The organism is Rhizobium sp. BK379, from assembly GCF_014193955.1.
Lineage (GTDB): Bacteria > Pseudomonadota > Alphaproteobacteria > Rhizobiales > Rhizobiaceae > Rhizobium.
Window position 1 is genome coordinate 301152 of record NZ_JACIAD010000009.1, and the last position, 23266, is coordinate 324417.

A 23266-nucleotide genomic window follows, 5' to 3' on the forward strand; every position below is an offset into this window, starting at 1 on the left:
AAGTTTGGCTGCGGCGGCTGGTATTCCATTGGTCCTTCATTGCCGCGCCTTTTAGGAGAAATGAAACTTGCAGACAACGGTAGAGTCCATTCGCGGTGCGAATGATCAGATGCAACCGCTCGAATTGTCGCTGGTCGTCCCTGTTTTCAACGAGGAAGAAAGCATCGGCCCGCTCATCGAGCGCATCGTCGCGGCCATGGCCGACTATCCGCATCGCTGGGAACTGATCCTCGTCGACGACGGCAGCACGGACGCAACACTCGTCAACGCCCGTAAATTCGTCAACCGCGACGGGCTGACGCTGCGCATCGTCGAACTGCAGCGCAATTTCGGCCAGACCGCCGCCATGCAGGCTGGTATCGACACGGCCCAGGGCCGGCTGATCGCCACCATGGACGGCGACCTGCAAAACGACCCGAAGGATATCCCTTCGATGGTCTCGGAGCTGGAACGGCGCGAACTAGACCTGCTCGTCGGCTGGCGCAAGAACCGCCAGGACGGACTGCTGCTGCGGAAGATCCCCTCCTGGTGCGCGAATTACCTGATCGGCCGCATCACCGGCGTGAAGCTGCATGACTATGGCTGCAGCCTGAAGATCTACCGCGCCTCGATCATCAAGCAGGTGAAGCTGATGGGCGAGATGCACCGCTTCATCCCAGCCTGGGTTGCCGGCGTCGTGCCAAGCTCGCGCATCGGCGAAATGGCTGTCACCCATCATGCACGCCAGCACGGCACCTCGAAATACGGCATCTCGCGCACCTTCCGCGTGATTCTCGACCTGCTGTCCGTCATGTTCTTCATGCGCTACAAGGCGCGCCCGGGACATTTCTTCGGCTCGCTCGGCCTCGGCCTCGGCGGCCTTGCCGCGCTGATCCTCCTCTATCTCGGCGTCGACAAGTTCATCATGGGCAATGATATCGGCACAAGACCGATGCTGATGGTCGGCGTCGTGCTGCTGCTGTCGTCGGTGCAGATGATCACCACCGGCATCCTGGCGGAGATGATCGCCCGAACCTATTACCGCGACGACGCCTCGCCGAATTATATCGTGCGCCAGATCTTCTCTCGAGAAAGCTGACGTGCAGAGCCTGTTCAGCCGCCGGCCACATCTGATCCTGGCGGTGCTCGGAACCTATTTTCTGCTCCACCTGATCGTGCGGCTCAGCATCCCCAATGCGCTGGAGCTGGACGAGGCGGAGCAGATGCTGCTCTCGCAGTGGTTCGCCTTCGGCTATAATTCGCAGCCGCCCTTCTACAACTGGGTGCAGTATGGCGTGACATCGCTCATCGGCGTGTCGCTGTTTTCGCTGTCACTCCTCAAATGCACCATGCTGTTCCTGTCCTACGTCTTCTATTGGCTGGCGGCGCGTCTGACGTTGAGGAACAGCAGCCTGGTGGTGATGGCAACGCTCGGCTTGCTCACCGTGCCGCAGATCGTCTTCGAGGCACAGCGGGACCTGACGCATTCGGTCGCAACGATCTTTGCCGGATCGCTGTTCCTCTACGGTTTTTTCCGCACGCTGAAGGCGCCTTCGGCGATCTCCTACACCATTGTCGGCATTGCGACCGGCATCGGCATGATATCGAAGTATAATTTCGCGCTCCTCCCGGCCGCCGCTCTGATCGCGGCCCTCATCGACACCGATTTTCGCAAGCGGATTTTAGACTGGAGGCTGGCGCTGACGATCGTCGTGTCGATCGCTATCGTTTTGCCACACGCACTCTGGTTCCTGCAGCACTTCGACGTTGCCGTCGACCGCACGCTGCACAAGATGACCGGTGACGGGGAAAGCTTTCTGGCGCAGGTATCGACCGGCGTTTTCCGCTTCATCTCCGCGATGGTCGGCATAGCCGGCGTGTCGGTCGCCATATTCCTGGCGCTCTTTGCCAAATCGTTGCCGGCCATGTGGCGCGCCTCCAGCCGCTGGACAAGAATTGCCGGTCGCATCCTGCTGATCGAAATCAGCGCCATTGCACTGATGATCCTGCTTGCCGGGGTCGACAACGTCGCCGACCGGTGGCTGACGCCACTCTTTCTTATCCTGCCGCTTTATATCTGCATGAAGGCCGACAGTGCCGAAGTCGATGCAGGCGTGCCCTTGCGGGCATCGCTTGCTGTCGGCGGTGTCATCATGGTTGCGGTGCTGGCCGTGCTTGCCATGCGAGCCTATTGGGGTCCGCTTTTCGGCAAATATCAGCGGCTGAACATTCCCTATTCCGGCTTTGCCGAGATTATCCGCAAGGATATCGGCGGCGAACCGGGGCTGATCGTCGGCTACGATCCGCATCTCGACGGCAACATGCGGCTGCTGATGCCCGACACACCGGTGCAGACCTATTTCTATCCCGACTTCAAGCCGAGGTTTCGACTGGATGCAAAACATCCCGTCGTTTTCGTCTGGCGCGATGACAAGGGCGGACCGCCGCCCGCCTGGCCGAACGACTATTTCGGGGATGTGCTGGCGCAGAACGGTTTGAAGCAACCGGAGACGCATGTCGTCACCTTGCCCTACATCTACGGCCGGCCTGGCGATACCTATCAATTCGCTTACGCGGTCGCCTATCCCTAGAGTATTTCCGTCTTTCTTCGATCGCGGAAACACTCTGTCTCCTTGTTTTCACGCAATTCCAGACGCAAAACCGCTATGCACTTTTGCCGGAATCGCTCTAAGCGCGCAGTTCCTTCCAGGCCGCATCGAGCGCCAGTTTGGCGATCCGCGCCATCTCGTCGACCTCCTCATGGCTGATGACGAGCGGTGGCGAGGCCAGCATGCGGTCGCCGGTGGCGCGCAGTACGAGGCCGTTTGCCAGCGCGTGATTGCGCACCAGCGCGCCGATCGGATCGGGCTTTTCGAAACGGCTGCGGGTCTTCTTGTCGGCGGCAAGCTGCAAGCCGCCCATCAGGCCGACACTTTGCGCCTCACCAACGAAATCATGCTCGGCAAGGGCGCCCCACTTCTTTGCGAAATAGGGACCGATGTCGTCGCGCACGCGCTCGACGAGCTTCTCCTCCTCGATGATGCGCAGGTTTTCGAGCGCTGCGGCGGCGCAGACCGGGTGGCCGGAATAGGTAAAGCCGTGATTGAAATCGCCGACGTCGTTGATCAGCACTTCGGCGATGCGATCGCTGACGAGCACACCGCCGATCGGCAGGTAACCCGAGGAAAGCCCCTTGGCAATCGGCGCGAAATCCGGCTCGACGCCGAAATATTGATGGCCGAACCATTCGCCCAGCCGCCCGAAACCACAGATGACCTCGTCGCTCACAAGCAGGATATTGCGTGCCTTGCAGATGCGGTCGATCTCCGGCCAGTAGGTCTCCGGCGGGACGATGACGCCGGCCGCGCCCTGGATCGGCTCGGCGACGAAGGCGGCGACGTTCTCCTCGCCGAGCTCATCGATCTTGGCTTCGAGCTCGCGGGCGACCTTCAGCCCGAATTCGGCGGGCGAGAGATCTTCGCCCTCCCCGTACCAGTAGGGCTGGCCAATATGGACAATGCCCGGAATGGGCAGATCGCCCTGCTCGTGCATGTATTTCATGCCGCCGAGGCTGGCGCCCGCAACCGTCGAGCCGTGATAGCCGTTGCGGCGCGCAATGACTGTCTTCTTCGAGGGCTTGCCGACGGCTGCCCAATAGACACGGGCCATGCGAAACCAGGTGTCGTTCGCCTCCGAGCCTGAACCGGTGAAGAAGATACGGTTGAAGCGCGGGCCGGCCTTGGACGTCACCTTCTCCGCGAGCAGGGTCGCCGGCGGCGAGGTCGTGCCGAAGAAGGTGTTGTAATAGGGAAGTTCGTTCATCTGACGCGCGACGGCATCGGCGATTTCCTTGCGGCCGTAGCCGATATTGACGCACCAGAGGCCGGCGAAACCATCGAGGTACTTTTTGCCGTGACTGTCGAAAATATGCACACCCTCGCCGCGCTGGATGATGCGCGTCCCATCGGCGTTCAGCTTCTTCATGTCGGAGAAGGGATGCAGATGGTGTGCGGCGTCGATCGCGGCGAGGTTTGACAGCGGGTAAGTGTCGGACATGATTAGACCTTCGGATTGAAAGGCTTTCTGTGATGGTTTACGACCTTGGCCTTCTGCGAGAGGATTTTCAAGGTCATGGCGAGCAAGGGCAAAGAGGCTGAAGCGGGTGATCCGCGTTTCGAGATCCTGATCGTCGGCATGAATGGCGATCTGCGCGGCAAGCAGCTGCCGCTATCGGCCGAAAAGAAGGTCTGGGCCGGCGACATCCGCCTGCCGACCTCCACGCAATCGCTCGATATCTGGGGCGACGACAATGACGATATTACGGGCCTGTCGCTGACGATCGGCGACCCCGACGGCAATGTCATTCCCGATAGGCGCAGCCTGACGCCAATGCCTTGGGCGCCCGAGGGATCGATGCAGGTGCTTGCCACGATGCACGAATTCGACGGCAGCCGGAGCTTCATGGATCCGCGCGGTACTCTCGCCTCCGTGCTTGAACGTTATGCCGAGCGCGGGCTGACCCCTGTGGTGGCGACCGAGCTGGAATTCTATGTTGTCGAGGAGAACTGGCGCGAGACGGGCATTCCCTCCCCGCCCGAAAGCCTTACCTATCGCGGCGATCCGAACGGCTTCCAGCTCTATGATATGAGTGCGGTCGATGCGCTCGACGGCTATCTCCAGACCCTGCGCGCCTACGCCAAGGCGATGAACCTGCCGGCGGAGGCGACGACGGCGGAGTTCGGGCCTGGCCAGTTCGAAGTGAACCTGCTGCACCGGCCCGATGCGCTGGCTGCGGCCGACGACTGCCTCTATCTGAAGCGCGTTGCCGAACAGGCCGCACGCAGGCACGGGCTGAAATCCACCTGCATGGCCAAGCCCTATTCCGAGCATGCAGGCTCGGGACTGCATGTGCATGCGAGCATCATCGACAGGGATGGCAACAATATCCTCGATGCCAAGGGCGGAGAACCAAGGCTTTTGAAATCGGTGACGGCAGGCCTGCTGCAGACCATGCAGGAGGCACAGCTGGTCTTCGCGCCCTTTGCCAATTCCTATCGCCGCTTCCAGCCGGGTTCCTTCGCGCCGACCGATCTGACCTGGGGCAGCGGGCATCGCGGCACGGCAATCCGGATTCCCGATACCGATGGACCGGCGGCGCGCATCGAGCACCGGGTGGCGGGTGCGGATGCCAATCCCTATCTTCTGCTGGCGGCAATCCTCGGCGGCATGTTGATCGGCCTCGACGGAGATCTTGATCCGGGCGAGGAAACGACGCCCGCTTACACACCACCGGACGCAAAACGGCTCACGCATGATTTTCTGACGGCGGTCAAAGCCTTCCGGCAGTCAGCCTTTATCGCCAATATCTTCGGCGATAGGTATCGAAAGTTGTATGGCGATACAAAGTACAAGGAAGCAATAGCCTACCTTCGCACCGTATCGGATTTCGATTATCGCACATATCTTGCGCGCCTCTAGTTAATAGAGCGGTCACATAACTTTCACCTGCACGCTTTTCTTAACCCTGTTGGGCATTATCGATTATCTATACTCGAAATCGGTAATATATGCCTGATATCAGCATATTCAGCAAACCGGCAACGGAGCCGGATCGGATGACAGGTTGAAAGGGTTCGGTTTGATGAACCGCATCACTCTTGAGGGAAAGCTGCTCTTTGCAACTGTCATCGTGGCATTTCTCACCCTCGTTCTGACAGCCAGTGCTCTCATTCCGACCTACGAAAGCTATCATTCGACCAATGACAATCTGCGGGCCGTGGAGCGTTTCCGCCAGGTCCTGGAAGCGGCGAGCCGCATGTCGGCGGAACGCGGACCAGCCAATGACATCATGGCGATCGAGCCGAACAGCAGCGCGCCTGCAACAGAGCGTTTGAAGGTCTTCCGGCGCATCAGCGATATCTCGCTCGAGGCGCTCGATGAGCCGCCTGAAGTCGACGTATCCTCCTCCCTTCCCGATCTCGGGGCCGCGCTTGCCGAGACACGAACGCAGCTTAGCAGGGCTCGCGAAGCCGTCGACCGCGTTGCCGCAACACCGCTTGCCGACCGCCAGCCGGACGATGTGCAGAACGCGATCGGCGAGATGATCGAGGTGATCGAAACCTTCCAGCATGTTGTCGACTGGCACATAGCCGCCTTCACCGCCCGCCGGTCGGAACTGACCGCACCATTCCTGACGGGGCGGATGATCAGTGACATGCGCGAGTATGGCGGCCGGGCTGCCTCACAGATCATGGGTCCGATTGCCACGCGCCAGCCGCTGCGCGACAGCCATATCACCGACGCAAGCCGCACCATTGGCCGGCTCCTGGAGTTGCGCAAGCTGATGCAGGGCCAGAAAATCGTCAGCGATCGCGATGCGCTGTCCCAGCAGCTCATGAAGGATATCGATACGATCTTTTTCGGATCCGGCGTCGAGCTCGTCAAGATATTGATCGAGCAGGGCAAGATCTCCGGCGATTATTCGGTTTCCGCAGTCGATCTGACGCGCGACTACGTTCCGACGCTGCAGCCGCTCGAAAGGCTGCGCACGGTATTTCTCGACGACGTGGTGAAGCGCTACCGAACCCAACACTATGCCGCGTCCTATCGCCTGGCGGTCATCGCTGTGATCACCGCCTCCGCTCTCGCGGTGCTGTTCATGCTATTCCGCTCCATCCGCCTTCACATGCTCGATCCGTTACTGACGGCCCGCCGACAGATCATCGCGCTTGCCGAGGGCGGCGCCATGACGAACCTTGGGACGGGATCAAAGGCGCCGGAAATGCGCAGCCTGTTCGACGCGCTGGAACTGCTGCGCGGCAAGCTCGACGAGCGGGCCGAGTACGAGGCTCGGCTGAAGATGCAGGCCGAAAAGGACGGGCTGACCGGCGTATGGAACCGCCGGGCGCTGGAAGGCTTCGGCAACGCGCCTTCGGAGCGCGAGGAAGATGTCTGCCTGATGCTGATCGATATCGATCACTTCAAGACGGTCAACGACACCTATGGCCACCTCACCGGCGATGCCGTGCTGATCGAAATGGCCACCCTATTGCAGGGTGCCATGCGTCCGACTGACGTCGTCGCACGTTATGGCGGCGAGGAATTCGCCGTTCTCGTTTCGACACCGGATCTTGCGAATACCATCGATTTTGCAGAGGAACTTCGCAGCCGCATTCAGGCACATGTGATCCGTGACGGGGAAACGGGCATCGATCTTTCCATTACCGTCAGCATCGGCGTCGCCTCCGGTCTATGCGGTGCAAGCGGCTGGCGCCAGCTCATCGCATCGGCCGACGAGGCGCTTTACTGCGCCAAGAGGAAGGGACGCAATCGCACCTGTGTGTTCGGCGACGAGGCGAACCGGGATATCGTCGAAAGCGCCCTCATTCCTTTCAGGGCCAGGCGCGCCGCTTCTTTCTGAGCATCAGGCCGCCGGCTCGCGCCGGTCACCCTCTCCTTCCTGGGCAGCCAATCCCTGCCTGACCAGTACCTTCAGTTCGCCCGGATGAAGCTTCACCGTGATATCGCGCGCCAGCGGCAGAAGTTCGCCGTCCATGACGCAATTCGCCTTGGCGCGCAGCTTCGGGAAATGCAGATACACCTCGGCCGGATGCATGACCATGACAGCGTCGTTTTCGCGGAACTTGCCCCGCAGCATGTCGATCGCCAATCGTGCGACGCCGAGCGGTCTCAGCGGCTTTGCCGTATAGAAGCCGAGTTCGCCGCTGCGCAGATTGTCTGCATAGAGCAGCGCGTTTTCACCGAAGGGATTGTTGGAGACCGATATCGCCGAGACGCGCCGGGTCTCCTTCATGCCCGCCGCCTCGAACGCGACCTCGAATTCCGGCGGGTTGAAGACGACGCCGAAGGCAGCACGGGTGCTGGCGCGCATCTTTCCGAGGCGGGAGCGGTAGCTGTAGGAATTGCGGTATCGCACCATGCGTGCGTGCAGTCCGGCGGAGAACTGGTGAATGAAGGGTCTGCCGTTGGCGCTGGCGATATCGACATTGTCGAGCTCGCCGAAAGCCAGCACATCGAGCGCCTGCCAGATATCGAGCGGCACTTTCAGCGAGCGGGCAAAGAGATTCATGGTACCGGCCGGCACGACGCCAAGCGCCACCCCGTTCTTCCAGGCGATGGAAGCGGCTGCCGAGATCGTGCCGTCGCCACCACCGGCGACGATGCCGTCTATATCGTCGCGCCGTGCGGCGCGCTCCATGGCGGGAACGATCTCGCCGCCGGAAAAGACGATCGCTTCGAAATCATGCCCGGCATCGCGGAAGACCTCCTCCGCGCGCTTCTCATAAGCCTGCATGTCTGTCGTTCTGAAGGTACCGCCGTCGCGATTGAAAAAACCGACGAGCTTCATGAGGTGCCTATTCCCTGTCCTCGCTGTGATGCCTGCCCTCAAGAAATGGTCGATACACCTGTGATTTCAAGCCGGACGATTTTTCCGGACACTTTGCTGAAGCGCAAATATTGCAATGGACGTATGCAGATAGCAGGACGCTGCACTGCAAAAAAAGCACTCGACGCCTTCGGCTTGCCATTTGATAGATAGAAGGCTGGAGATCCCATCTCCGCCTCCCGCCATTTCTGAATGACCGGCCCTGCGTGTCCCGCCAGCGGCCGTTATCCAAGCACAGATCCTCCGAGGACCGCCCGTGAGCCAGGTTGCCGTCAACGATTCCATCAATGATTCCATCGATGACGATTCTACCGATTCCGGGCCAGAGGCAGCTCTTCCCTCGGCCATGACCGTCGCGCTCGTGCAACTGGCGCTCGCCGCCGGCGGCTTCGGCATCGGTACGGGTGAGTTCGCCATCATGGGTCTGCTGCCCAATGTGGCGGACACGTTTTCGGTCACGACCCCACAGGCTGGTTATGTCATCAGCGCCTATGCGCTCGGCGTCGTCATCGGCGCACCCGTCATCGCCGTGCTTGCCGCCAAGATGGCGCGGCGCACGCTGCTGCTCTGCCTGATGCTGCTCTTTGCCGTCGGCAATATCCTGAGCGCCATCGCGCCAACCTTCGAAAGCTTTGCGGTGCTGCGCTTCATTACCGGCCTGCCGCATGGCGCCTATTTCGGCGTGGCAGCCCTCGTTGCCGCCTCCATGGTGCCGGCGCATCGCCGCGCGCGAGCCGTCGGCCGCGTCATGCTCGGCCTCACGGTCGCGACCCTGCTCGGCACGCCGCTCACGACTTTTTTCGGCCAGGCGCTCGACTGGCAGGTGGCCTTCCTCACCGTCGGCATCATCGGTCTCGTGACTGTTGCGCTCATCTGGTTCTACGTGCCGCATGACAAGGTTGCTGAAGGGGCAAGCGCATTGCGTGAACTCGGCGCCTTCCGCCGTCCGCAGATCCTGCTGACGCTCGGCATTGCCGCAGTCGGCTACGGTGGCATGTTCGCGATGTTCAGCTACATCGCCTCGACGACGACGCAGGTGGCAATGCTGCCGGAAACGGCCGTTGCGCTGATGCTCGTGCTCTTCGGCGTCGGCATGAATGCCGGCAATGTCATCGGTTCATGGCTTGCAGACAAATCGCTGCTCGGCACGATCGGCGGCTCGCTGGTCTACAATATCGTCGTCCTGACGATGTTCTCGCTGACCGCCTCCAACCCCTACATGCTCGGGCTCTGCGTCTTCCTCGTCGGCTGCGGCTTTGCAGCAGGCCCGGCGCTGCAGACGCGCCTGATGGATGTCGCAGCCGATGCGCAGACGCTGGCCGCCGCCTCCAATCACTCGGCCTTCAACATCGCCAACGCGCTCGGCGCATGGCTCGGCGGCCTCGTCATTGCCTGGGGCTACGGTTTTGAGGCGACCGGCTATGTCGGCGCCGTCCTGTCCTTCCTCGGCCTCTTCGTCTTTGCCGCGTCGCTACGCCTGGAGCTCCGCAGCCGAACTGCCTAAGGCCTTTGCGATACGCAGCTCTCGTCCCTCGGGGCTGCAGAAGACGAATTCATCGCCCCAGGCGGCAAGCGCCCGGATAACCGGCTTCAGCGTGGAGCCGAGCGGTGTCAGCGCATATTCGACACGCGGCGGCACGACCGGGTAAACAGTTCGTGAGATCACGCCGGATTCCTCCAGCTCGCGCAGCTGCTTCGTCAGCATGCGCTGGGTGATGGCAGGCAGATGGCGTCTCAGCTCGTTGAAGCGCAAAGTCCTGTCCATCAGGTGGAAAAGGATCACTCCCTTCCACTTTCCGTCGAGATAACTCAGCGTCGCCTCGACCGGGCAACCGGGGAAATTCGTGACCAATTTGGCGCGCGGCAGCGACATTTACAGTATCCTTTTTGGTACTACGTACAGAATTTGTGCATTCTTGCGTTGTCGGAACATAGGTCGCATCTAGCTCTCGTGCAATGAACACAGGAGTTTCCCAAGATGCGCGCCGTCGCCTACAAGACCCCACAACCAATCGCCGCCGAAACCTCGCTGATCGACGTCGAGCTGCCGACCCCGGAAGCCAGGGGCCACGACCTGCTCGTCGAGATCAGGGCCGTTTCCGTCAACCCTGTCGATGTGAAAGTCCGTGCCAGCATGGCGCCGCCTGCCGATGAACTGAAGGTGCTCGGCTATGATGCGGCCGGCATCGTCAAGGCTGTCGGTTCGGATGTCACGCTATTCAAGCCGGGCGACGAGGTCTTCTATTCGGGCGTCATCAATCGCCCCGGTTCCAATGCCGAATTCCAGCTCGTTGACGAGCGCATTGTCGGGCGCAAACCCAAGAGCCTCGATTTTGCCGCTGCGGCCGCCCTGCCGCTCACCTCGATCACCGCCTATGAAGCACTGTTCGACCGTCTGCGTGTCACCGATCCGGTGCCGGGCGCCGCTCCTGCCGTGCTCATTATCGGTGGCGCCGGCGGCGTCGGCTCGATTGCCGTGCAGATCGCCCGCATGTTGACCGGCCTCACAGTGATCGCCACCGCCTCCCGACCGGAAACCCAGGAATGGGTCAAGGCACATGGGGCACATCATGTGATCGACCATTCCAAGCCGATCGCACTGCAAGTCGCAGCACTCGGTATCGGCGCGCCGGGCTTCATCTTCTCGACGACGAATACCGACAAGCATGTTGCCGATATTGTCGAGGCGCTCGCACCGCAGGGCCGCTTCGCGTTGATCGACGATCCCAAGACCTTCGATATCGTTCCCTTCAAGCGCAAGGCCGCGTCGGTTCACTGGGAACTGATGTTCACCCGTCCGCTCTTCGGCACGCCTGACATGATCGAGCAGCACAAGATCCTCAACAAGGTTTCCGAGCTCGTCGATGCCGGCAAAATCCGCACGACGCTGTCGGAAACCGTGGGTGCGATCAATGCCGCGAACCTGAAAAAGGCGCATGCCATGGTCGAGAGCGGCAAGATGAAGGGCAAGGTCGTTCTCGCCGGATTCTGAGGTTTTCAGGACCGAAAATCCGCCTTTTTCGACGCCCGAAATATTGCGTAAAGGATGCTGACCTATAATGCCGCGCCGAGGGTGCGGCATTCTGGCGTTAAGCATCTAGGCAGCTTGACTTTTTCCGCATTCGAGACCACCTAGTGTGACACGTGGATGACGCATGTCTTGCACGGATATCAACGGAGCCATCATCACGATGCCAAGCGACAGTAGCAGTCGATTGCCTTTGCCGTACGCGGCCGTCGTGCGCTGACCTGGACGCTCCAGGCTCGCCCGTTCGGACGCTACGGCGGATCGACGGAAAGGCGAGCCAATGAATATCAATCGCTTCCCCCTGCGGGCCGGCTATGCTGCCCGTGCCTTCATGAATAACAGCCGTGTCGCGACCATTGCCGAGCGCGTGGAGTCGTTGAACGGACTTGCCCCGGCTGAAGCCGGCCGCATCCTCTCTCGGATGCCGCAGGACTATGCCGTCAACATTCTCGACCGTCCGGAACTGCGCAACGCACCGGCCATTCTGGCGCTGATGGACAGCGCAGATTCGGCCCGGCTGCTGCATGGCATGTCGAACGACCGCGTCGCCGACGTTCTGTTGGAACTCGATGTCGATGATCGCGTACGCCTATTCTCCAGCCTGGAAGAACCCGTCCGCATCGCCATCCAGCATCTGATGGGCTATCCGCCGCGCACGGCCGGCAGCATCATGACGACGGAATTTGTCAGCGTGCCCGACGACTGGACCATCGCCCAGACACTGGACCATGTGCGGCAGGTCGAACGCTCCCGCGAAACCGTCTATGCCATCTATGTGCTGGATCACAATTCCGGCGCGCTCATGCATGTCGTCACACTGCGCCGCCTCATCACCGGCGAGCCTGACGCCTCGATCCTGTCCGTCGCGCAGAAAGGTACGCCGGTTTCGGCCAATGCGCTGATGAAGCAGGAAGACGTCGCACGGCTGATCCGCAAGCACGACCTCCTGGCCATGCCCATCGTCGACGACCACGGCATGGTGCTCGGCATCGTCACGGTCGATGACGTCATCGACACGATGATATCAGACACGACCGAGGCCGCCCAGAAATTCGGCGGTATGGAAGCGCTCGGCAAGCCCTACATGAAGATCAGCTTCGGCGGCATGATCCGCAAGCGTGCGGGCTGGCTCTGTGCCCTCTTTCTCGGCGAAATGCTGACGGCAAGCGCCATGCAGCATTTCGAAGGCGAGCTGGAAAAGGCCGTCGTTCTGACGCTCTTCATTCCGCTGATCATGAGCTCCGGCGGTAACTCCGGTTCGCAGGCAACCTCGCTCATCATCCGGGCGCTGGCTGTCGGCGAGTTGAAGCTGACCGACTGGTGGCGGGTGCTGCTGCGTGAACTGCCGACGGGCGTCGTGCTCGGCGCCATTCTCGGGCTGGTCGGCATGCTGCGCGTGATCTTCTGGCAGACGGCCGGGCTCTATGATTACGGCCCGCACTGGCAGCTGGTCGGCCTGACGGTCTTTGCCGCATTGGTCGGTATCGTCACCTTCGGCTCCATGTCGGGTTCGATGCTGCCCTTCCTGCTGCAGAAACTGCGGCTCGATCCGGCAACGGCATCGGCTCCCTTCGTTGCCACGCTGGTCGATGTGACCGGGCTCGTCATCTACTTCTCGGTGGCGCTGCTGATCCTCAGCGGAACGCTGCTTTAGCGCCCAACGAACGGCAGGCAGAGTGGTGTCCCATCAACCGGATGGGATATCACCACGGCATCGATGCCGAAGACGCTGCGGATCAGCTCCGGCTTCAGCAAGTCGACGGGGCTGCCTGCAGCATGGATGCCGCCATCGGCGACCGCGATGATGTGGTCGGCATATTGAGCGGCGTGATTGAGATCGTGGACGACCATGACGATGGTGCGTCCACTCTTCTCGTTCAATTCCTTCAACAGTTCCAGAACTTCCAGCTGATGGGCAATGTCGAGATAGGTCGTCGGCTCGTCGAGCAGCAGGATCGGCGTTTCCTGCGCCAGCGCCATGGCAATCCAGGCACGCTGGCGCTGGCCGCCGGATAAGCGGTCGAGCGGGCGTTCGGCAAGATCCGCCAGCCCGGTGGCAGCGAGCGACGCCTCGACGATCTGCTCGTCGTGACGGCTCGTGCGCGACAGCATGCCTTTGTGCGGATGACGGCCGAAGCGGCAGAGCTGGCGCACCGTCAGGCCATCGGGCGAGACGGGGCTTTGCGGCAGGAGCGCCAGGGTCTGGGCGATCGCCTTGCCAGGCATGGAAGCAATCGCCTTGCCGTCCAGCGTCACGGTGCCGCCGAGCGGCTGGATGATACGGCCGAGAGCACGCAGCAGCGTCGATTTGCCGGAGCCGTTGGCGCCGATCAGGGCAGTGATCCTGCCGTCGGGGATCGTGACATCGACATGATCGAGCACTTTGATTGCAGCATAGCCGAGCGTCAGATCCTCGGCGGAGAGGCGTGAATGGCCGGCGTCAGTCTTGCCTGCATCAGTCATGGCGACCCGCCTCCTTGATCAGCAGGAAAATGAGATAGGGGCCGCCGATCACGGCGGCGACGATGCCGGCCGGGATCTCATTCGGCAGGGCCACGAGCCGGCCGATCAGATCGGCAGCGGAAAGCGTCAGGGCACCGATCAGGGCGCTTGCCGGAACCATATGCCGGGCACGTGGACCGACGAGCAGGCGCGCGGCATGAGGCGACAGCAGGCCGAGGAAGCCCATGCTGCCGACGGCGGCGACGCTGCCGGCGCAGAGCAGCACCGAGACGACGATGAGGCCGCCGCGCAAGAGGCCAGGCGAAATGCCGAGGCTGGTCAACGTATCGTCGCCAAAACCGCCGGCATCGAGCCTGATAGTGGCGATCAGCACGAAAGGCAGGCAGGCGATGAGCCAGAGTGAGAGAGCGACCACATCGGTCATCGTCGAGCCATAGACGCTGCCGGCAAGCCAGACCATCGACTGGTCGGCGCGCGTCGGGAAGAGCACCATGACATATTGCATCAGCGCCTGGGCCAACATGCCGAGGGCGACGCCCACAAGCGCCAAGGCCGCGATGCCGCCGCCGAAGCTGCGGCCGATGGCAAGCAGCACCAGCGCGCCCGCAACCGCACCGGCGACGACACCAGCGGGAATGGCCCAGACGGCCCAAGCCGGCGGCGCGAAGAGACCGGCAAGGAAGGCGCCGAGGCCGGCCCATTTGGTAATGCCGACGACATCGGGCGAGGCCAGCGGGTTTCGCAGCGCGCCTTGCAGAAAGGCGCCGGCAATGCCGAGCGAGGCGCCGGCGAGGATGGACACGATGACGCGCGGGGCGCGGTACTGCATGACGATGAAGGCGCTCTTGCCGCCGGCAATGCCGTCCAGCACTTGGCCGACCGAGAGCGTGACGGCGCCGATCGTCATGCCGAGCACGGCAATGACGAGGATGAGGACCGCGATGGCAAGGCAGACGCTTGCGGCACGCAGGCTCTTCGATGGCAGGGCCGCACTCGTCATTTTGCCCTCTGCCGCCAGAGGATGGCGACGAAAGCCGGTGCTCCGATCAGAGCCGTCACGATGCCGACAGGGGTTTCGGCCGGAAAGGCGGCGACGCGGCCCAAGAGATCGGCGGCAGTCAGCAGCAAGGGGCCGGTGATAGCGCTCAGCACGATCACTGTCAGCTGGTCGTTGCCGGCGAGACGCCGCACGATATGCGGCACCAGCAAGCCGATGAAGCCGATCGGTCCGCTGACGGCGACGGCCGACCCGGCAAGGACGACGATGAGCGTGGCTGCAAGGCCACCGACACGCCGGGCATTCTGGCCAAGCGAAATACCGGTGGTCTCATCAAGCGCCAGCACGCCGAAATGACGACCGGCGATCAAAGCGATTCCGCCGCCGAGAAGCGTGAAAGGCAATATGATCCAGACCTTGCTCCATTGCGCGCCATTGATGGAACCGGCGAGCCAGTAGACGATATCCTGGCCGGCATTGTTGGCAATCAGGATCGCCTGCACGAGGGCGGCAAGCACGAGCTGGATGGAGATGCCGGCAAGCGCCAGCTTCATCTCGTTCATCGCGCCCGATCCCGACAGCGCCCACATGGCGAGACCTACGGCAGCCGCACCGATGAAAGCCGGCCAGACGGTGCCTGCGGCGCCCAGGCCCGGCATGGCGATCAGTGAAATCACGATGACCAGCGAGGCCCCGGCATTGATGCCGAAGGTCTGCGGCGAAGCGAGCGAATTGCGGGTCAGCGTCTGGATCAGCACGCCGGCAACGGCGAGGTTGGCGCCGACCAGCGTGGCGAGCATTGCCCGCGGCAGCCGCACGTCCCAGACCAGGGCGCTGTCAGGCGAGCCATCGGGCACAAAAAGCAGATGAAGCGCGCGGGCGACCGGTAGCGCGGAAACGCCGAAGGAAATGCCGGCCAGGACAGTCGCAGCGAGCGCCGGCAACAGGCAGAATGCCAGCAGTGCGGCGCTGCCGGTTTCATGCCGCGTGGCTGCGCCGCCTCTTGTCGTCATCGACGCTTATCCCGCCTGATAGACCTTGGCGAGGATTTCGCGGGCGATCATCTCTGCCGTCGTCAATCCGCGGAAACGGGAAAACTGGTTGCGGTCGACCTGAAAGACCATGCCGGCCTTCACCGCCGCAATATTGTTGAAGGCGGCATTGCTTTTCCACTGGTCGAACACGGTGGCGCCGGTATCGGTCGCAACCAGGAATACGTCCGGATTGACGGCGACCAGGCGCTCGATCCCTGCCCCGCTTTCCACGGCATCGCTGGAATCGATCGCCGGCGTCAGGCCCATGGCCTTGAAGACGGAACCGGTGAAGGAGGAGGAGCTATGCAGGCTCATCGAATCCGGATTGGCGACGGCGAGCAGGAAGCGGCGCTTTTCGCCGGCCGGGATCTTTGCGACCAGTCCGGCGATGACGGCTTCATGGGCGGCGAGCGCTTGTTCACCCTTCGCCTTTTCGCCCAAGGCATCGGCGATAGTGACGACCGAAGATTTGATGGTCTCGTAGTTGCCCTCCCAGCTGTTCAGCACGATGGTCGGCGCAATGGCACTCGATTGCTCGTAGATGGCCGAATGGCGGAGTTCATCGGCAATGATGAGATCGGGCGTCAGCGCAGCGACGAGCTCGAGATTGGGCTCCAGCCGCGTACCGACCGAGCTGTAGTCGATCTTCTTGCCGAGCAGCTGTTCGATACGCTTCGGCTGGTTGTCGTCGGTAATGCCAACCGGCACGACGTCGACGGCATTCAGCGCCTGCACGAAGGAGAATTCAAGGGCGACGACACGCTGCGGCTTGCCGGAAATTTCGGTGGTGCCGAGCTCGTGCTTGATGGTTCGCTTGTCGTTGTCGGCAAGGACAGTGCCCGGTACGGCAGCTGCCACGCCAGCCGAGAGCAACAGGCCGAACTGGCGGCGCGACAGCGGAATATCAAAAACGCTCACGGCAAAATCCTTCATGCTGAAATGATGGGCCCGCCCTCTCGCCGGCCGAGACACCGGCTACAGAAGTGAAGCGCTTTTATCAAGTAAAGTTTACAATTGCAGTCATATTAATGGAGATGGTGCGTCAGTTGCGCTCCGGCAGCTTCAGCGGTCCATGTGTCTTGATGCTGCGGATCGCGAAATTCGACCTGATATCGGTGACGTTCGGCAGGGTCAGCAGCGTCTCCGTCAGCAACCGCTCATAGGCCGAAAGGTCTTCGACGACGACCTCCGCCAGGAAATCGGCCGTCCCCGAAATCAGGAAGCAGGAGACGATCTCGGGAATGGCGAGCAAGGCCGCCTGCTGCGCTTCGGAATTCTCCCGGCTGTGATGGGCAACCTTGAATTCCACGAAGACGGTGAGACCAAGGCCAACCTCCTTGCGGTCGATATCGGCGGTATAGCGGCGGATGACGCCGAGCTTTTCGAGATTGCGGATGCGGCGCAAACAGGGTGACGGCGAAAGATTCACCTTCTCGGCGATCTCGACATTGGTGGCGCGAGCATCCTCCTGCAGGCATTTCAGGATGGCAATATCGAATTTATCGAGATTTGGCATAATTGCGAAACCCATCAGTATAAATTGGCAGATCATTGCGCATATCACGTTTTCTGAGCCATAGATAGCAAGGACATGCCTCGGCCCTTCGCGCTAATGTTCTTTCAACCGGACGAGATCCGGATGCAGGAAAGGACGAGACGATGAGCACGATCGCATTTTCAAACGAGAAGTCGCCTTCGCAAGGACTGGGTTATGCCGCCGGCACCGTGACGGTGCTGATCTGGTCGACATGGTTTCTGGCGACGCGCCACAGCGCCGCAACGCCGCTCGGTTCGATCGATATCGGCCTCATCCGCTTCGGCATTCCGGCCCTCGTTCTCTCACCGATCTGGCTGCGCATCGGGCTCATGCCAAAAGGCCTGCCGCTGCATCTGCTGGCGATCATGGTCGCCGGCTGCGGTGCGATCTTCTTCCTGGTGACAACGCTTGCCATTCATTCCACACCGGCGGCCTCGTCGGGCATCCTGCTCGGCGGTTCCATGCCGCTTGCCACCGCACTGATCGGGATCCTGCTTTTTCGCGAACGACCGGATGCGACGCGCATTGCCGGGCTGGCGGCGATCGTCGCTGGAGTGCTGATCCTGCTCGTGCGCAGCCATGCCGATGCCTCCCTGCCCTGGACGAGTTTCGTGCTGCTGCCGGCTGGCGCCGTTCTCTGGGCAAGCTATACGCATGCCTTCCGCCGCTCGGGTCTTTCAGCCATCCAGGCGAGCGCGCTGATTGCCATCTGGTCCTTCCTGATCATGGCCGTCCTCGCGCTGGTGTTCGGTATTTCGCTGCCGCGGGCCCCTCTTCCGGAAATCGGCCTGCAGGTGCTGAGCCAGGGCATTCTGTCGGGCCTCGTCGCCATGGTCGCCTATGGCACGGCAGTGCGCACCCTCGGCGGAACGCAGGCTGCCGCCTTTACGGCACTGACGCCGGTGCTGGCCACGCTCGGCGGCGGCTTCCTGCTCGGCGAGCAGATGGGCCTTGCCGAAATCAGCGCCGCCGTGATCACCGGCATCGGGGTGGCGCTCTCGACCGGCATTGCCGCCAAGCGCCGCTGAACATTCGCCCAAAACAAAAGCCGCCGACAGCGATCCGCTGCGGCGGCTTTCTGCATATCTATAGTTCGGGCCAAGCCTCAGGCCATGGCCTGGATGACAACGACCCTGGCGCCGACTTCGACGCGATTGTAAAGATCGATGACGTCGTGGTTCATCATGCGGATGCAGCCGCTCGACATGGCAAGACCGATCGATTGCGGCTGGTTGGTGCCGTGGATGCGGAAATGCGTGTCACCACCGCCGCGATAGAGATACATGGCGCGCGCACCGAGCGGATTGTTCGGGCCGCCCGGCATGCCGCCGGCGAGCTTGCGGTAACGCTCCTCACGGCGCTGCATGTTCTGCGTCGGCGTCCAGCTCGGCCATTCCGCCTTGCGGCCGACATAGGCGTTGCCGGCAAGGGCCAGACCCTCTCGACCGACACCGACGCCATAACGCATCGCCCTGCCGTCGCCGAGGATATAATAGGCGCGCCGCGCCGGTGTATCGACGACGACGGTTCCCGGCGCATAGCTGCCCTCATAGGCGACTTCGGTGCGGCGAAGCTCCGGTTTGATCTGATCGATCGGCACCTGCCTCAGCGGAAATTTCTCATCGGGAAGTGCGGCATAATTCGTCTGGCTGTTCAGAGTGGTCGAAGAGCAACCGGCGACAAAGAGGGGAAGAGCGATCAGGAAGCCCCGGCGCGAGATCGTCATGAACATGTCCTTAGTGCGTCAAGAAGATGTCGCAAGCTAAGGATATTATGGTTAATGAAATGCTAAATAGGCCCGGCGCAAAGTGATAACGAATGTGTTATCAGGTATAGGGCGCGCGTTACTCGGCTGAGGCGTCAATACTATTCACCAGCGATATTGATCAGCGGCACGCTTTTTCCAGGAGCACTTCGGCGCCGCATTTACGGCGCCGAACAACCGACCGGCATCACATGTTTGGATAGACCGGCCCCTCGCCCCCCTGCGGCGGCACCCAGTTGATGTTCTGGTTGGGATCCTTGATATCGCAGGTCTTGCAGTGCACGCAGTTCTGGGCGTTGATGACGAAAGTCTCTTCGCCGTCCTTCTCCACCCATTCGTAGACGCCGGCCGGACAGTAGCGTGTCGACGGACCGCCGTAGATGCCGAATTCGGACGATTTCTGCAGCGCCATGTCCTTGACCTGAAGATGGACCGGCTGATCTTCCTCGTGATTGGTGTTCGACAGGAAGACGGAGGAGAGACGGTCGAAGGTGAGCACACCGTCGGGCTTCGGATAGTCGATCTTCTTGTGCTGTGAGGCCGGTTCCAGCGACGCTGCATCGGTCTTGCCGTGACCGAGCGTGCCGAAGAAGGAAAAGCCGAAGAGCTGGTTGGTCCACATGTCGAGACCACCGAGTGCGACGCCGAGGGCCGTGCCGAACTTCGACCAGAGCGGCTTGACGTTGCGCACGCGCTTCAGGTCCTTGCCGATATCGCTCTTGCGCCAGTCGTTTTCGATCTCGACCACTTCGTCATTGGCGCGGCCGGCGGCAATCGCCGCGGCGATGCGGTCGGCGGCCATCATGCCCGAGAGCACGGCATTGTGGCTGCCCTTGATGCGCGGCACGTTGACGAAGCCTGCCGAACAGCCGATCAGAGCACCGCCCGGGAAGGAGAGCTTCGGCACCGATTGGTATCCGCCTTCGGTGATGGCGCGCGCGCCATAGGAGAGGCGCTTGCCGCCCTCGAAAGTGCCGCGGATCGCCGGATGGGTCTTGAAGCGCTGGAATTCCTCGAAGGGGTAGAGCCAGGGGTTCTTGTAGTTGAGATGGATGACGAAGCCGACGGCGACGAGATTGTCTTCGAGGTGATAGAGGAAGGAGCCGCCACCGGTCGACATGCCGAGCGGCCAGCCGAAGGAATGCTGCACGAGGCCGCGGCGATGGTTCTCCGGCTTGACCTCCCAGAGTTCCTTGATGCCGATGCCGAATTTCTGGGGCTCGCGATCCTTCTGCAGGTCGAACTTGGCGATCAGCTGCTTGGCGAGCGAACCGCGCACACCTTCGCCGATCAGCACATATTTGCCCATGAGCGCCATGCCGCGCGCGTAGCTCGGGCCGGGCTCGCCATTCTTCTCGATGCCCATGTCGCCGGTCGCGACGCCGATGACGGCGCCCTCGTCATTGTAGAGCACCTCGGTGGCGGCAAAGCCCGGATAGATCTCGACGCCGAGTTCTTCCGCCTTCGTCGCCAGCCACCGACAGACAAGCCCAAGCGATACGATGTAATTGCCGTGATTGCTCATCAGCGGCGGCATCATGATGTTCGGCAGGCGGATGGAGCCGGCCGGGCCGAGCAGCAGGAAGTGGTCGTCCTTGACTTCGGTCTTGAAAGGATGGTCGCTTTCGCTGCGCCAGCCGGGCAACAGGCGGTCGATGCCGACAGGGTCGACGACGGCGCCGGAGAGGATATGGGCGCCGACTTCAGCGCCCTTCTCCAGCACGACGACCGAGAGTTCCGGATCGATCTGCTTCAAGCGAATGGCGGCCGAAAGGCCGGCCGGACCGGCGCCGACGATCACCACGTCGAATTCCATGCTTTCGCGTTCCGGCAGCTCGGTCATTTCGGTCATCCATTCGTCTCCACTCGGCCGTCTCGCGACCGTTCATCCCCATTGTGGGGTATTCTCTTGTCAAAACCGGAAAACATTGTCGAGCCGGGAAGCGACAGCCAATCCTCCAATTCGCACAATGACGTTCATCCGCACAGAAGATTATATAACGCTTACGTTAACGTCAATTATTGGAGTACCCGTAAAGCGCTCTTCGTCCTTTTCTTTCACGGGACTTGCGCCCTATAGATGGGCCACCGGAAATGGAGGAAATCATGGATCTCGGCATCAAGGGCAAACGCGCACTCGTACTCGCCTCCTCACGCGGTCTCGGGCTCGGCATCGCCAAGGCGCTGGCGCAGGAAGGGGCAAATGTTCTTCTCTGCGGGCGCAGCGGCGAGCAGCTGGAAGCCAATTGCAAGGCGATCAACGGGCAGCGCAATGGCAAGGCCGACTGGATCTGGGCCGACCTTGCGGATGACAATTTCGTCCAGACCGTTACGGGTGCCGTGCAGGAGAAATTCGGCGGGCTCGATATCCTCGTCAACAATACCGGCGGCCCGACGCCCGGCACGACCGAGGACATGACGCCGGAGAAGCTCGAAACCTATTTCCTCTCCATGGTCGCGCGCGTCATCACGCTCACCAATGCGCTGCTGCCCGGCATGAAGGCGCAGGGCTGGGGCCGCATCCTGACGGTTGCCTCGTCAGGAGTGATCGAGCCGATCGCCAACCTCGCCCTGTCGAACACGCTGCGCCCGGCCCTTGCCGGCTGGAGCAAGACGCTGGCATCGGAAGTCGCCGGCCATGGCATCACCACGAACATGCTTCTGCCCGGCAGCATCCTCACAGCAAGGCTCGACGATCTCGACGGAGCTGCGGCCAAACGGACCGGCAAGAGCGTCGAGCAGATTCGCGTGGAGAAGGAGGCGCGTATTCCGGTCGGGCGCTACGGCAAGGTCGAAGAATTTGCCGCAACGGCGGCCTTCCTGTGCAGCCAGCCGGCGAGCTACATCACCGGTTCGCTGATCCGCTGTGACGGAGGTGCTGCGCGCTCCCTCTGACCCCCCTCATCCGGCACGGTCCGCAGCGGCCCATGCCGCTACGCTGTCGATCTTCGCGCCGACATAGGTGGGATCGCCTGCAAGTTCGGCCAGCTCGGACAGGCGGTGGAAACCGGTGAGAATGGCGATGCGCCGGCGGTCCAGCCGGCGGCCCGTCAGCGTCTCGTAGCCCGAGACGATGCGTGATGTCAGATCGGGCGAGATGAAGTTCGAATAGATGAATTCCTGATGCAGCGGGCCTAACCCTGAATCGGCGAAATCATAGAGGCCGTTCAACCTGCCCTCGGCATGGTCGAAGGCCATATTCCAGCCATGACCATCGAAGAAGCCGTAAGTGACCCCGCAAGGATCCGGCGGCAAAGCCTGGAAATCCCAGATGACTTTCTCCGCGTAGCTGGCCAGTTCGGTCGACAACAACGGCAGCGCCATTTCCCGCACCTTATCAGGCGACTGCCAGGGCAGGATCGGGCCGGCGCCGAGCGCGCGCATGCGGTCGTCATCGAGATCATGCAGTTCGGCATAGAAGCGGGCGAGATCGTCGCCGAGGCGCTGGCGGGCCGCATCCGGCAGAAGCTCGTAATCGTCGGTGATGAGGTGTTCGCCCTGGATCTTGGCATGGCTGGAGAAAATCGGAGGGCCGTCATGAATGCGCATATCGGGAACCGCCATCGACAGCGACGGCCTGATGATGCCGAGAAGAGCGGCTTCCCTGATCAGCGCCCTCTCGGCGGCCGGATTGCGCGGAAACTTGAAGATCAGACGGTCATCGACATCGATGGCAGTCGAATCCCAGCCCTTCGTCGCGAGCTTGAAAACGGAGCCCGTCAGCTCCGGAAAGATGTTGGTGATAAGCTCGCGAAAATCACCGGCGTTCAACTCGGCCATGACAGTCTGCCTCCGCATTTCCCAGGTTCCATCCCGCGCAAAAACCTGCAATGCGGACCAAATAGTGTTTCGCCGGTACAGCCTGCGCTGGCAGCTCGCCAAGGCGGAGAACGCTGCCTAAACGACTATATATTAGTATAGTTTGAATATTACGGAATGTTCATTACGAAAATTTAAGCCGTTATAACTGCTTAGTGATCATTGCCGGGGTGATTATGTCTTTTTTGCGCCGCAATATAGGCGGCTCAATCACCGTAGAAAATCACGCAATCTGCC

Annotated in this window: 20 protein-coding genes; 9 read left to right on the forward strand and 11 right to left on the reverse strand. The window is 61.5% G+C overall.

Annotated features, from left to right (window positions below; all coding sequences use genetic code 11):
- The first annotated feature begins 67 nt into the window (after positions 1–67).
- Both FHT93_RS31580 and FHT93_RS31585 read left to right on the forward strand, forming a co-directional pair.
- Positions 68–1078: a glycosyltransferase family 2 protein gene (locus tag FHT93_RS31580; protein WP_112544778.1), complete on the forward strand. Its 1011-nt coding sequence runs from the start codon at positions 68–70 to the stop codon at positions 1076–1078.
- Between the two features lies 1 nt (position 1079).
- Entirely contained in the window at positions 1080–2570 is a 1491-nt protein-coding gene (locus FHT93_RS31585) for a glycosyltransferase family 39 protein (protein ID WP_183851101.1), read from the forward strand.
- 97 nt (positions 2571–2667) lie between these two features.
- On the opposite strand, the gene FHT93_RS31590 is transcribed toward FHT93_RS31585, so the two are convergent.
- Complete coding sequence (locus tag FHT93_RS31590) at positions 2668–4035, reverse strand: aspartate aminotransferase family protein (protein ID WP_183851103.1); 1368 nt, start codon at positions 4033–4035, stop codon at positions 2668–2670.
- A gap of 75 nt (positions 4036–4110) precedes the next feature.
- Here FHT93_RS31590 and FHT93_RS31595 point away from each other — a divergent pair, with 75 nt between their 5' ends.
- Complete coding sequence (locus FHT93_RS31595; RefSeq protein WP_183851105.1) at positions 4111–5457, forward strand: glutamine synthetase family protein; 1347 nt, start codon at positions 4111–4113, stop codon at positions 5455–5457.
- Between the two features lie 163 nt (positions 5458–5620).
- Positions 5621–7399, forward strand: coding sequence for a diguanylate cyclase (locus FHT93_RS31600; RefSeq protein WP_183851106.1), 1779 nt, complete (start codon positions 5621–5623; stop codon positions 7397–7399).
- 3 nt (positions 7400–7402) lie between these two features.
- Here FHT93_RS31600 and FHT93_RS31605 read toward each other — a convergent pair whose 3' ends face one another.
- Positions 7403–8347 carry a diacylglycerol kinase family protein gene (locus FHT93_RS31605; RefSeq protein WP_112967918.1) on the reverse strand — a complete coding sequence of 315 codons (945 nt, stop codon included), beginning with the start codon at positions 8345–8347 and terminating at the stop codon, positions 7403–7405.
- Between the two features lie 295 nt (positions 8348–8642).
- Here FHT93_RS31605 and FHT93_RS31610 point away from each other — a divergent pair, with 295 nt between their 5' ends.
- On the forward strand, positions 8643–9890 hold the full coding sequence (locus FHT93_RS31610; RefSeq protein ID WP_113146122.1) for an MFS transporter: 1248 nt from the start codon (positions 8643–8645) through the stop codon (positions 9888–9890).
- Here the strand turns inward: FHT93_RS31610 and FHT93_RS31615 are convergent.
- Entirely contained in the window at positions 9858–10259 is a 402-nt protein-coding gene (locus FHT93_RS31615; protein ID WP_112544784.1) for a helix-turn-helix domain-containing protein, read from the reverse strand. The genes FHT93_RS31610 and FHT93_RS31615 overlap by 33 nt on opposite strands.
- A 105-nt stretch (positions 10260–10364) precedes the next feature.
- Between FHT93_RS31615 and FHT93_RS31620 the strand changes: the two genes are divergently transcribed.
- The gene (locus FHT93_RS31620; RefSeq protein ID WP_183851107.1) at positions 10365–11378 is read left to right on the forward strand and encodes a zinc-binding alcohol dehydrogenase family protein; all 1014 of its coding nucleotides are present in this window, start codon (positions 10365–10367) and stop codon (positions 11376–11378) included.
- 316 nt (positions 11379–11694) lie between these two features.
- Positions 11695–13068, forward strand: coding sequence for a magnesium transporter (mgtE, locus tag FHT93_RS31625; protein WP_112544786.1), 1374 nt, complete (start codon positions 11695–11697; stop codon positions 13066–13068).
- Here the strand turns inward: mgtE and FHT93_RS31630 are convergent.
- The 5 genes from FHT93_RS31630 to FHT93_RS31650 form a co-directional block, all read right to left on the reverse strand.
- The gene (locus FHT93_RS31630) at positions 13065–13877 is read right to left on the reverse strand and encodes an ABC transporter ATP-binding protein (RefSeq protein ID WP_112544787.1); all 813 of its coding nucleotides are present in this window, start codon (positions 13875–13877) and stop codon (positions 13065–13067) included. The genes mgtE and FHT93_RS31630 overlap by 4 nt on opposite strands.
- The gene (locus tag FHT93_RS31635; RefSeq protein ID WP_113114968.1) at positions 13870–14877 is read right to left on the reverse strand and encodes an iron ABC transporter permease; all 1008 of its coding nucleotides are present in this window, start codon (positions 14875–14877) and stop codon (positions 13870–13872) included. The genes FHT93_RS31630 and FHT93_RS31635 overlap by 8 nt, the downstream gene beginning before the upstream one ends.
- Positions 14874–15887 carry an iron ABC transporter permease gene (locus FHT93_RS31640; protein WP_183851108.1) on the reverse strand — a complete coding sequence of 338 codons (1014 nt, stop codon included), beginning with the start codon at positions 15885–15887 and terminating at the stop codon, positions 14874–14876. The genes FHT93_RS31635 and FHT93_RS31640 overlap by 4 nt, the downstream gene beginning before the upstream one ends.
- 6 nt (positions 15888–15893) lie before the next feature.
- Positions 15894–16826: an ABC transporter substrate-binding protein gene (locus FHT93_RS31645; RefSeq protein WP_183851109.1), complete on the reverse strand. Its 933-nt coding sequence runs from the start codon at positions 16824–16826 to the stop codon at positions 15894–15896.
- 124 nt (positions 16827–16950) lie between these two features.
- Positions 16951–17424, reverse strand: a complete 474-nt coding sequence (locus FHT93_RS31650; RefSeq protein WP_113014089.1) for an Lrp/AsnC family transcriptional regulator — start codon at positions 17422–17424, stop codon at positions 16951–16953.
- A gap of 143 nt (positions 17425–17567) precedes the next feature.
- On the opposite strand from FHT93_RS31650, the gene FHT93_RS31655 reads away from it, so the two are divergent.
- On the forward strand, positions 17568–18473 hold the full coding sequence (locus FHT93_RS31655) for a DMT family transporter (RefSeq protein ID WP_183851110.1): 906 nt from the start codon (positions 17568–17570) through the stop codon (positions 18471–18473).
- Positions 18474–18550: 77 nt separating this feature from the next.
- Here FHT93_RS31655 and FHT93_RS31660 read toward each other — a convergent pair whose 3' ends face one another.
- Both FHT93_RS31660 and FHT93_RS31665 read right to left on the reverse strand, forming a co-directional pair.
- Positions 18551–19171: a L,D-transpeptidase gene (locus FHT93_RS31660; protein ID WP_183851111.1), complete on the reverse strand. Its 621-nt coding sequence runs from the start codon at positions 19169–19171 to the stop codon at positions 18551–18553.
- Positions 19172–19397: 226 nt separating this feature from the next.
- Positions 19398–21062: an electron transfer flavoprotein-ubiquinone oxidoreductase gene (locus tag FHT93_RS31665; RefSeq protein ID WP_112967911.1), complete on the reverse strand. Its 1665-nt coding sequence runs from the start codon at positions 21060–21062 to the stop codon at positions 19398–19400.
- A 254-nt stretch (positions 21063–21316) separates the two neighbouring features.
- Here FHT93_RS31665 and FHT93_RS31670 point away from each other — a divergent pair, with 254 nt between their 5' ends.
- Complete coding sequence (locus tag FHT93_RS31670) at positions 21317–22105, forward strand: SDR family oxidoreductase (RefSeq protein ID WP_112547808.1); 789 nt, start codon at positions 21317–21319, stop codon at positions 22103–22105.
- Between the two features lie 6 nt (positions 22106–22111).
- On the opposite strand, the gene FHT93_RS31675 is transcribed toward FHT93_RS31670, so the two are convergent.
- The gene (locus tag FHT93_RS31675) at positions 22112–22990 is read right to left on the reverse strand and encodes an aminoglycoside phosphotransferase family protein (RefSeq protein WP_113013863.1); all 879 of its coding nucleotides are present in this window, start codon (positions 22988–22990) and stop codon (positions 22112–22114) included.
- Positions 22991–23266: the final 276 nt, after the last annotated feature.

Excerpts from the sequence above, each read along its gene's own strand:
- FHT93_RS31590 (WP_183851103.1), bottom strand. The coding sequence starts at position 4,035 with ATGTCCGACACTTACCCGCTGTCAAACCTCGCCGCGATCGACGCCGCA.
- FHT93_RS31595 (WP_183851105.1), top strand. The coding sequence starts at position 4,111 with ATGGCGAGCAAGGGCAAAGAGGCTGAAGCGGGTGATCCGCGTTTCGAG.
- FHT93_RS31600 (WP_183851106.1), top strand. The coding sequence starts at position 5,621 with ATGAACCGCATCACTCTTGAGGGAAAGCTGCTCTTTGCAACTGTCATC.
- FHT93_RS31605 (WP_112967918.1), bottom strand. The coding sequence starts at position 8,347 with ATGAAGCTCGTCGGTTTTTTCAATCGCGACGGCGGTACCTTCAGAACG.
- FHT93_RS31615 (WP_112544784.1), bottom strand. The coding sequence starts at position 10,259 with ATGTCGCTGCCGCGCGCCAAATTGGTCACGAATTTCCCCGGTTGCCCG.
- FHT93_RS31620 (WP_183851107.1), top strand. The coding sequence starts at position 10,365 with ATGCGCGCCGTCGCCTACAAGACCCCACAACCAATCGCCGCCGAAACC.
- mgtE (WP_112544786.1), top strand. The coding sequence starts at position 11,695 with ATGAATATCAATCGCTTCCCCCTGCGGGCCGGCTATGCTGCCCGTGCC.
- FHT93_RS31630 (WP_112544787.1), bottom strand. The coding sequence starts at position 13,877 with ATGACTGATGCAGGCAAGACTGACGCCGGCCATTCACGCCTCTCCGCC.
- FHT93_RS31635 (WP_113114968.1), bottom strand. The coding sequence starts at position 14,877 with ATGACGAGTGCGGCCCTGCCATCGAAGAGCCTGCGTGCCGCAAGCGTC.
- FHT93_RS31640 (WP_183851108.1), bottom strand. The coding sequence starts at position 15,887 with ATGACGACAAGAGGCGGCGCAGCCACGCGGCATGAAACCGGCAGCGCC.
- FHT93_RS31650 (WP_113014089.1), bottom strand. The coding sequence starts at position 17,424 with ATGCCAAATCTCGATAAATTCGATATTGCCATCCTGAAATGCCTGCAG.
- FHT93_RS31655 (WP_183851110.1), top strand. The coding sequence starts at position 17,568 with ATGAGCACGATCGCATTTTCAAACGAGAAGTCGCCTTCGCAAGGACTG.
- FHT93_RS31660 (WP_183851111.1), bottom strand. The coding sequence starts at position 19,171 with ATGACGATCTCGCGCCGGGGCTTCCTGATCGCTCTTCCCCTCTTTGTC.
- FHT93_RS31665 (WP_112967911.1), bottom strand. The coding sequence starts at position 21,062 with ATGACCGAAATGACCGAGCTGCCGGAACGCGAAAGCATGGAATTCGAC.
- FHT93_RS31670 (WP_112547808.1), top strand. The coding sequence starts at position 21,317 with ATGGATCTCGGCATCAAGGGCAAACGCGCACTCGTACTCGCCTCCTCA.
- FHT93_RS31675 (WP_113013863.1), bottom strand. The coding sequence starts at position 22,990 with ATGGCCGAGTTGAACGCCGGTGATTTTCGCGAGCTTATCACCAACATC.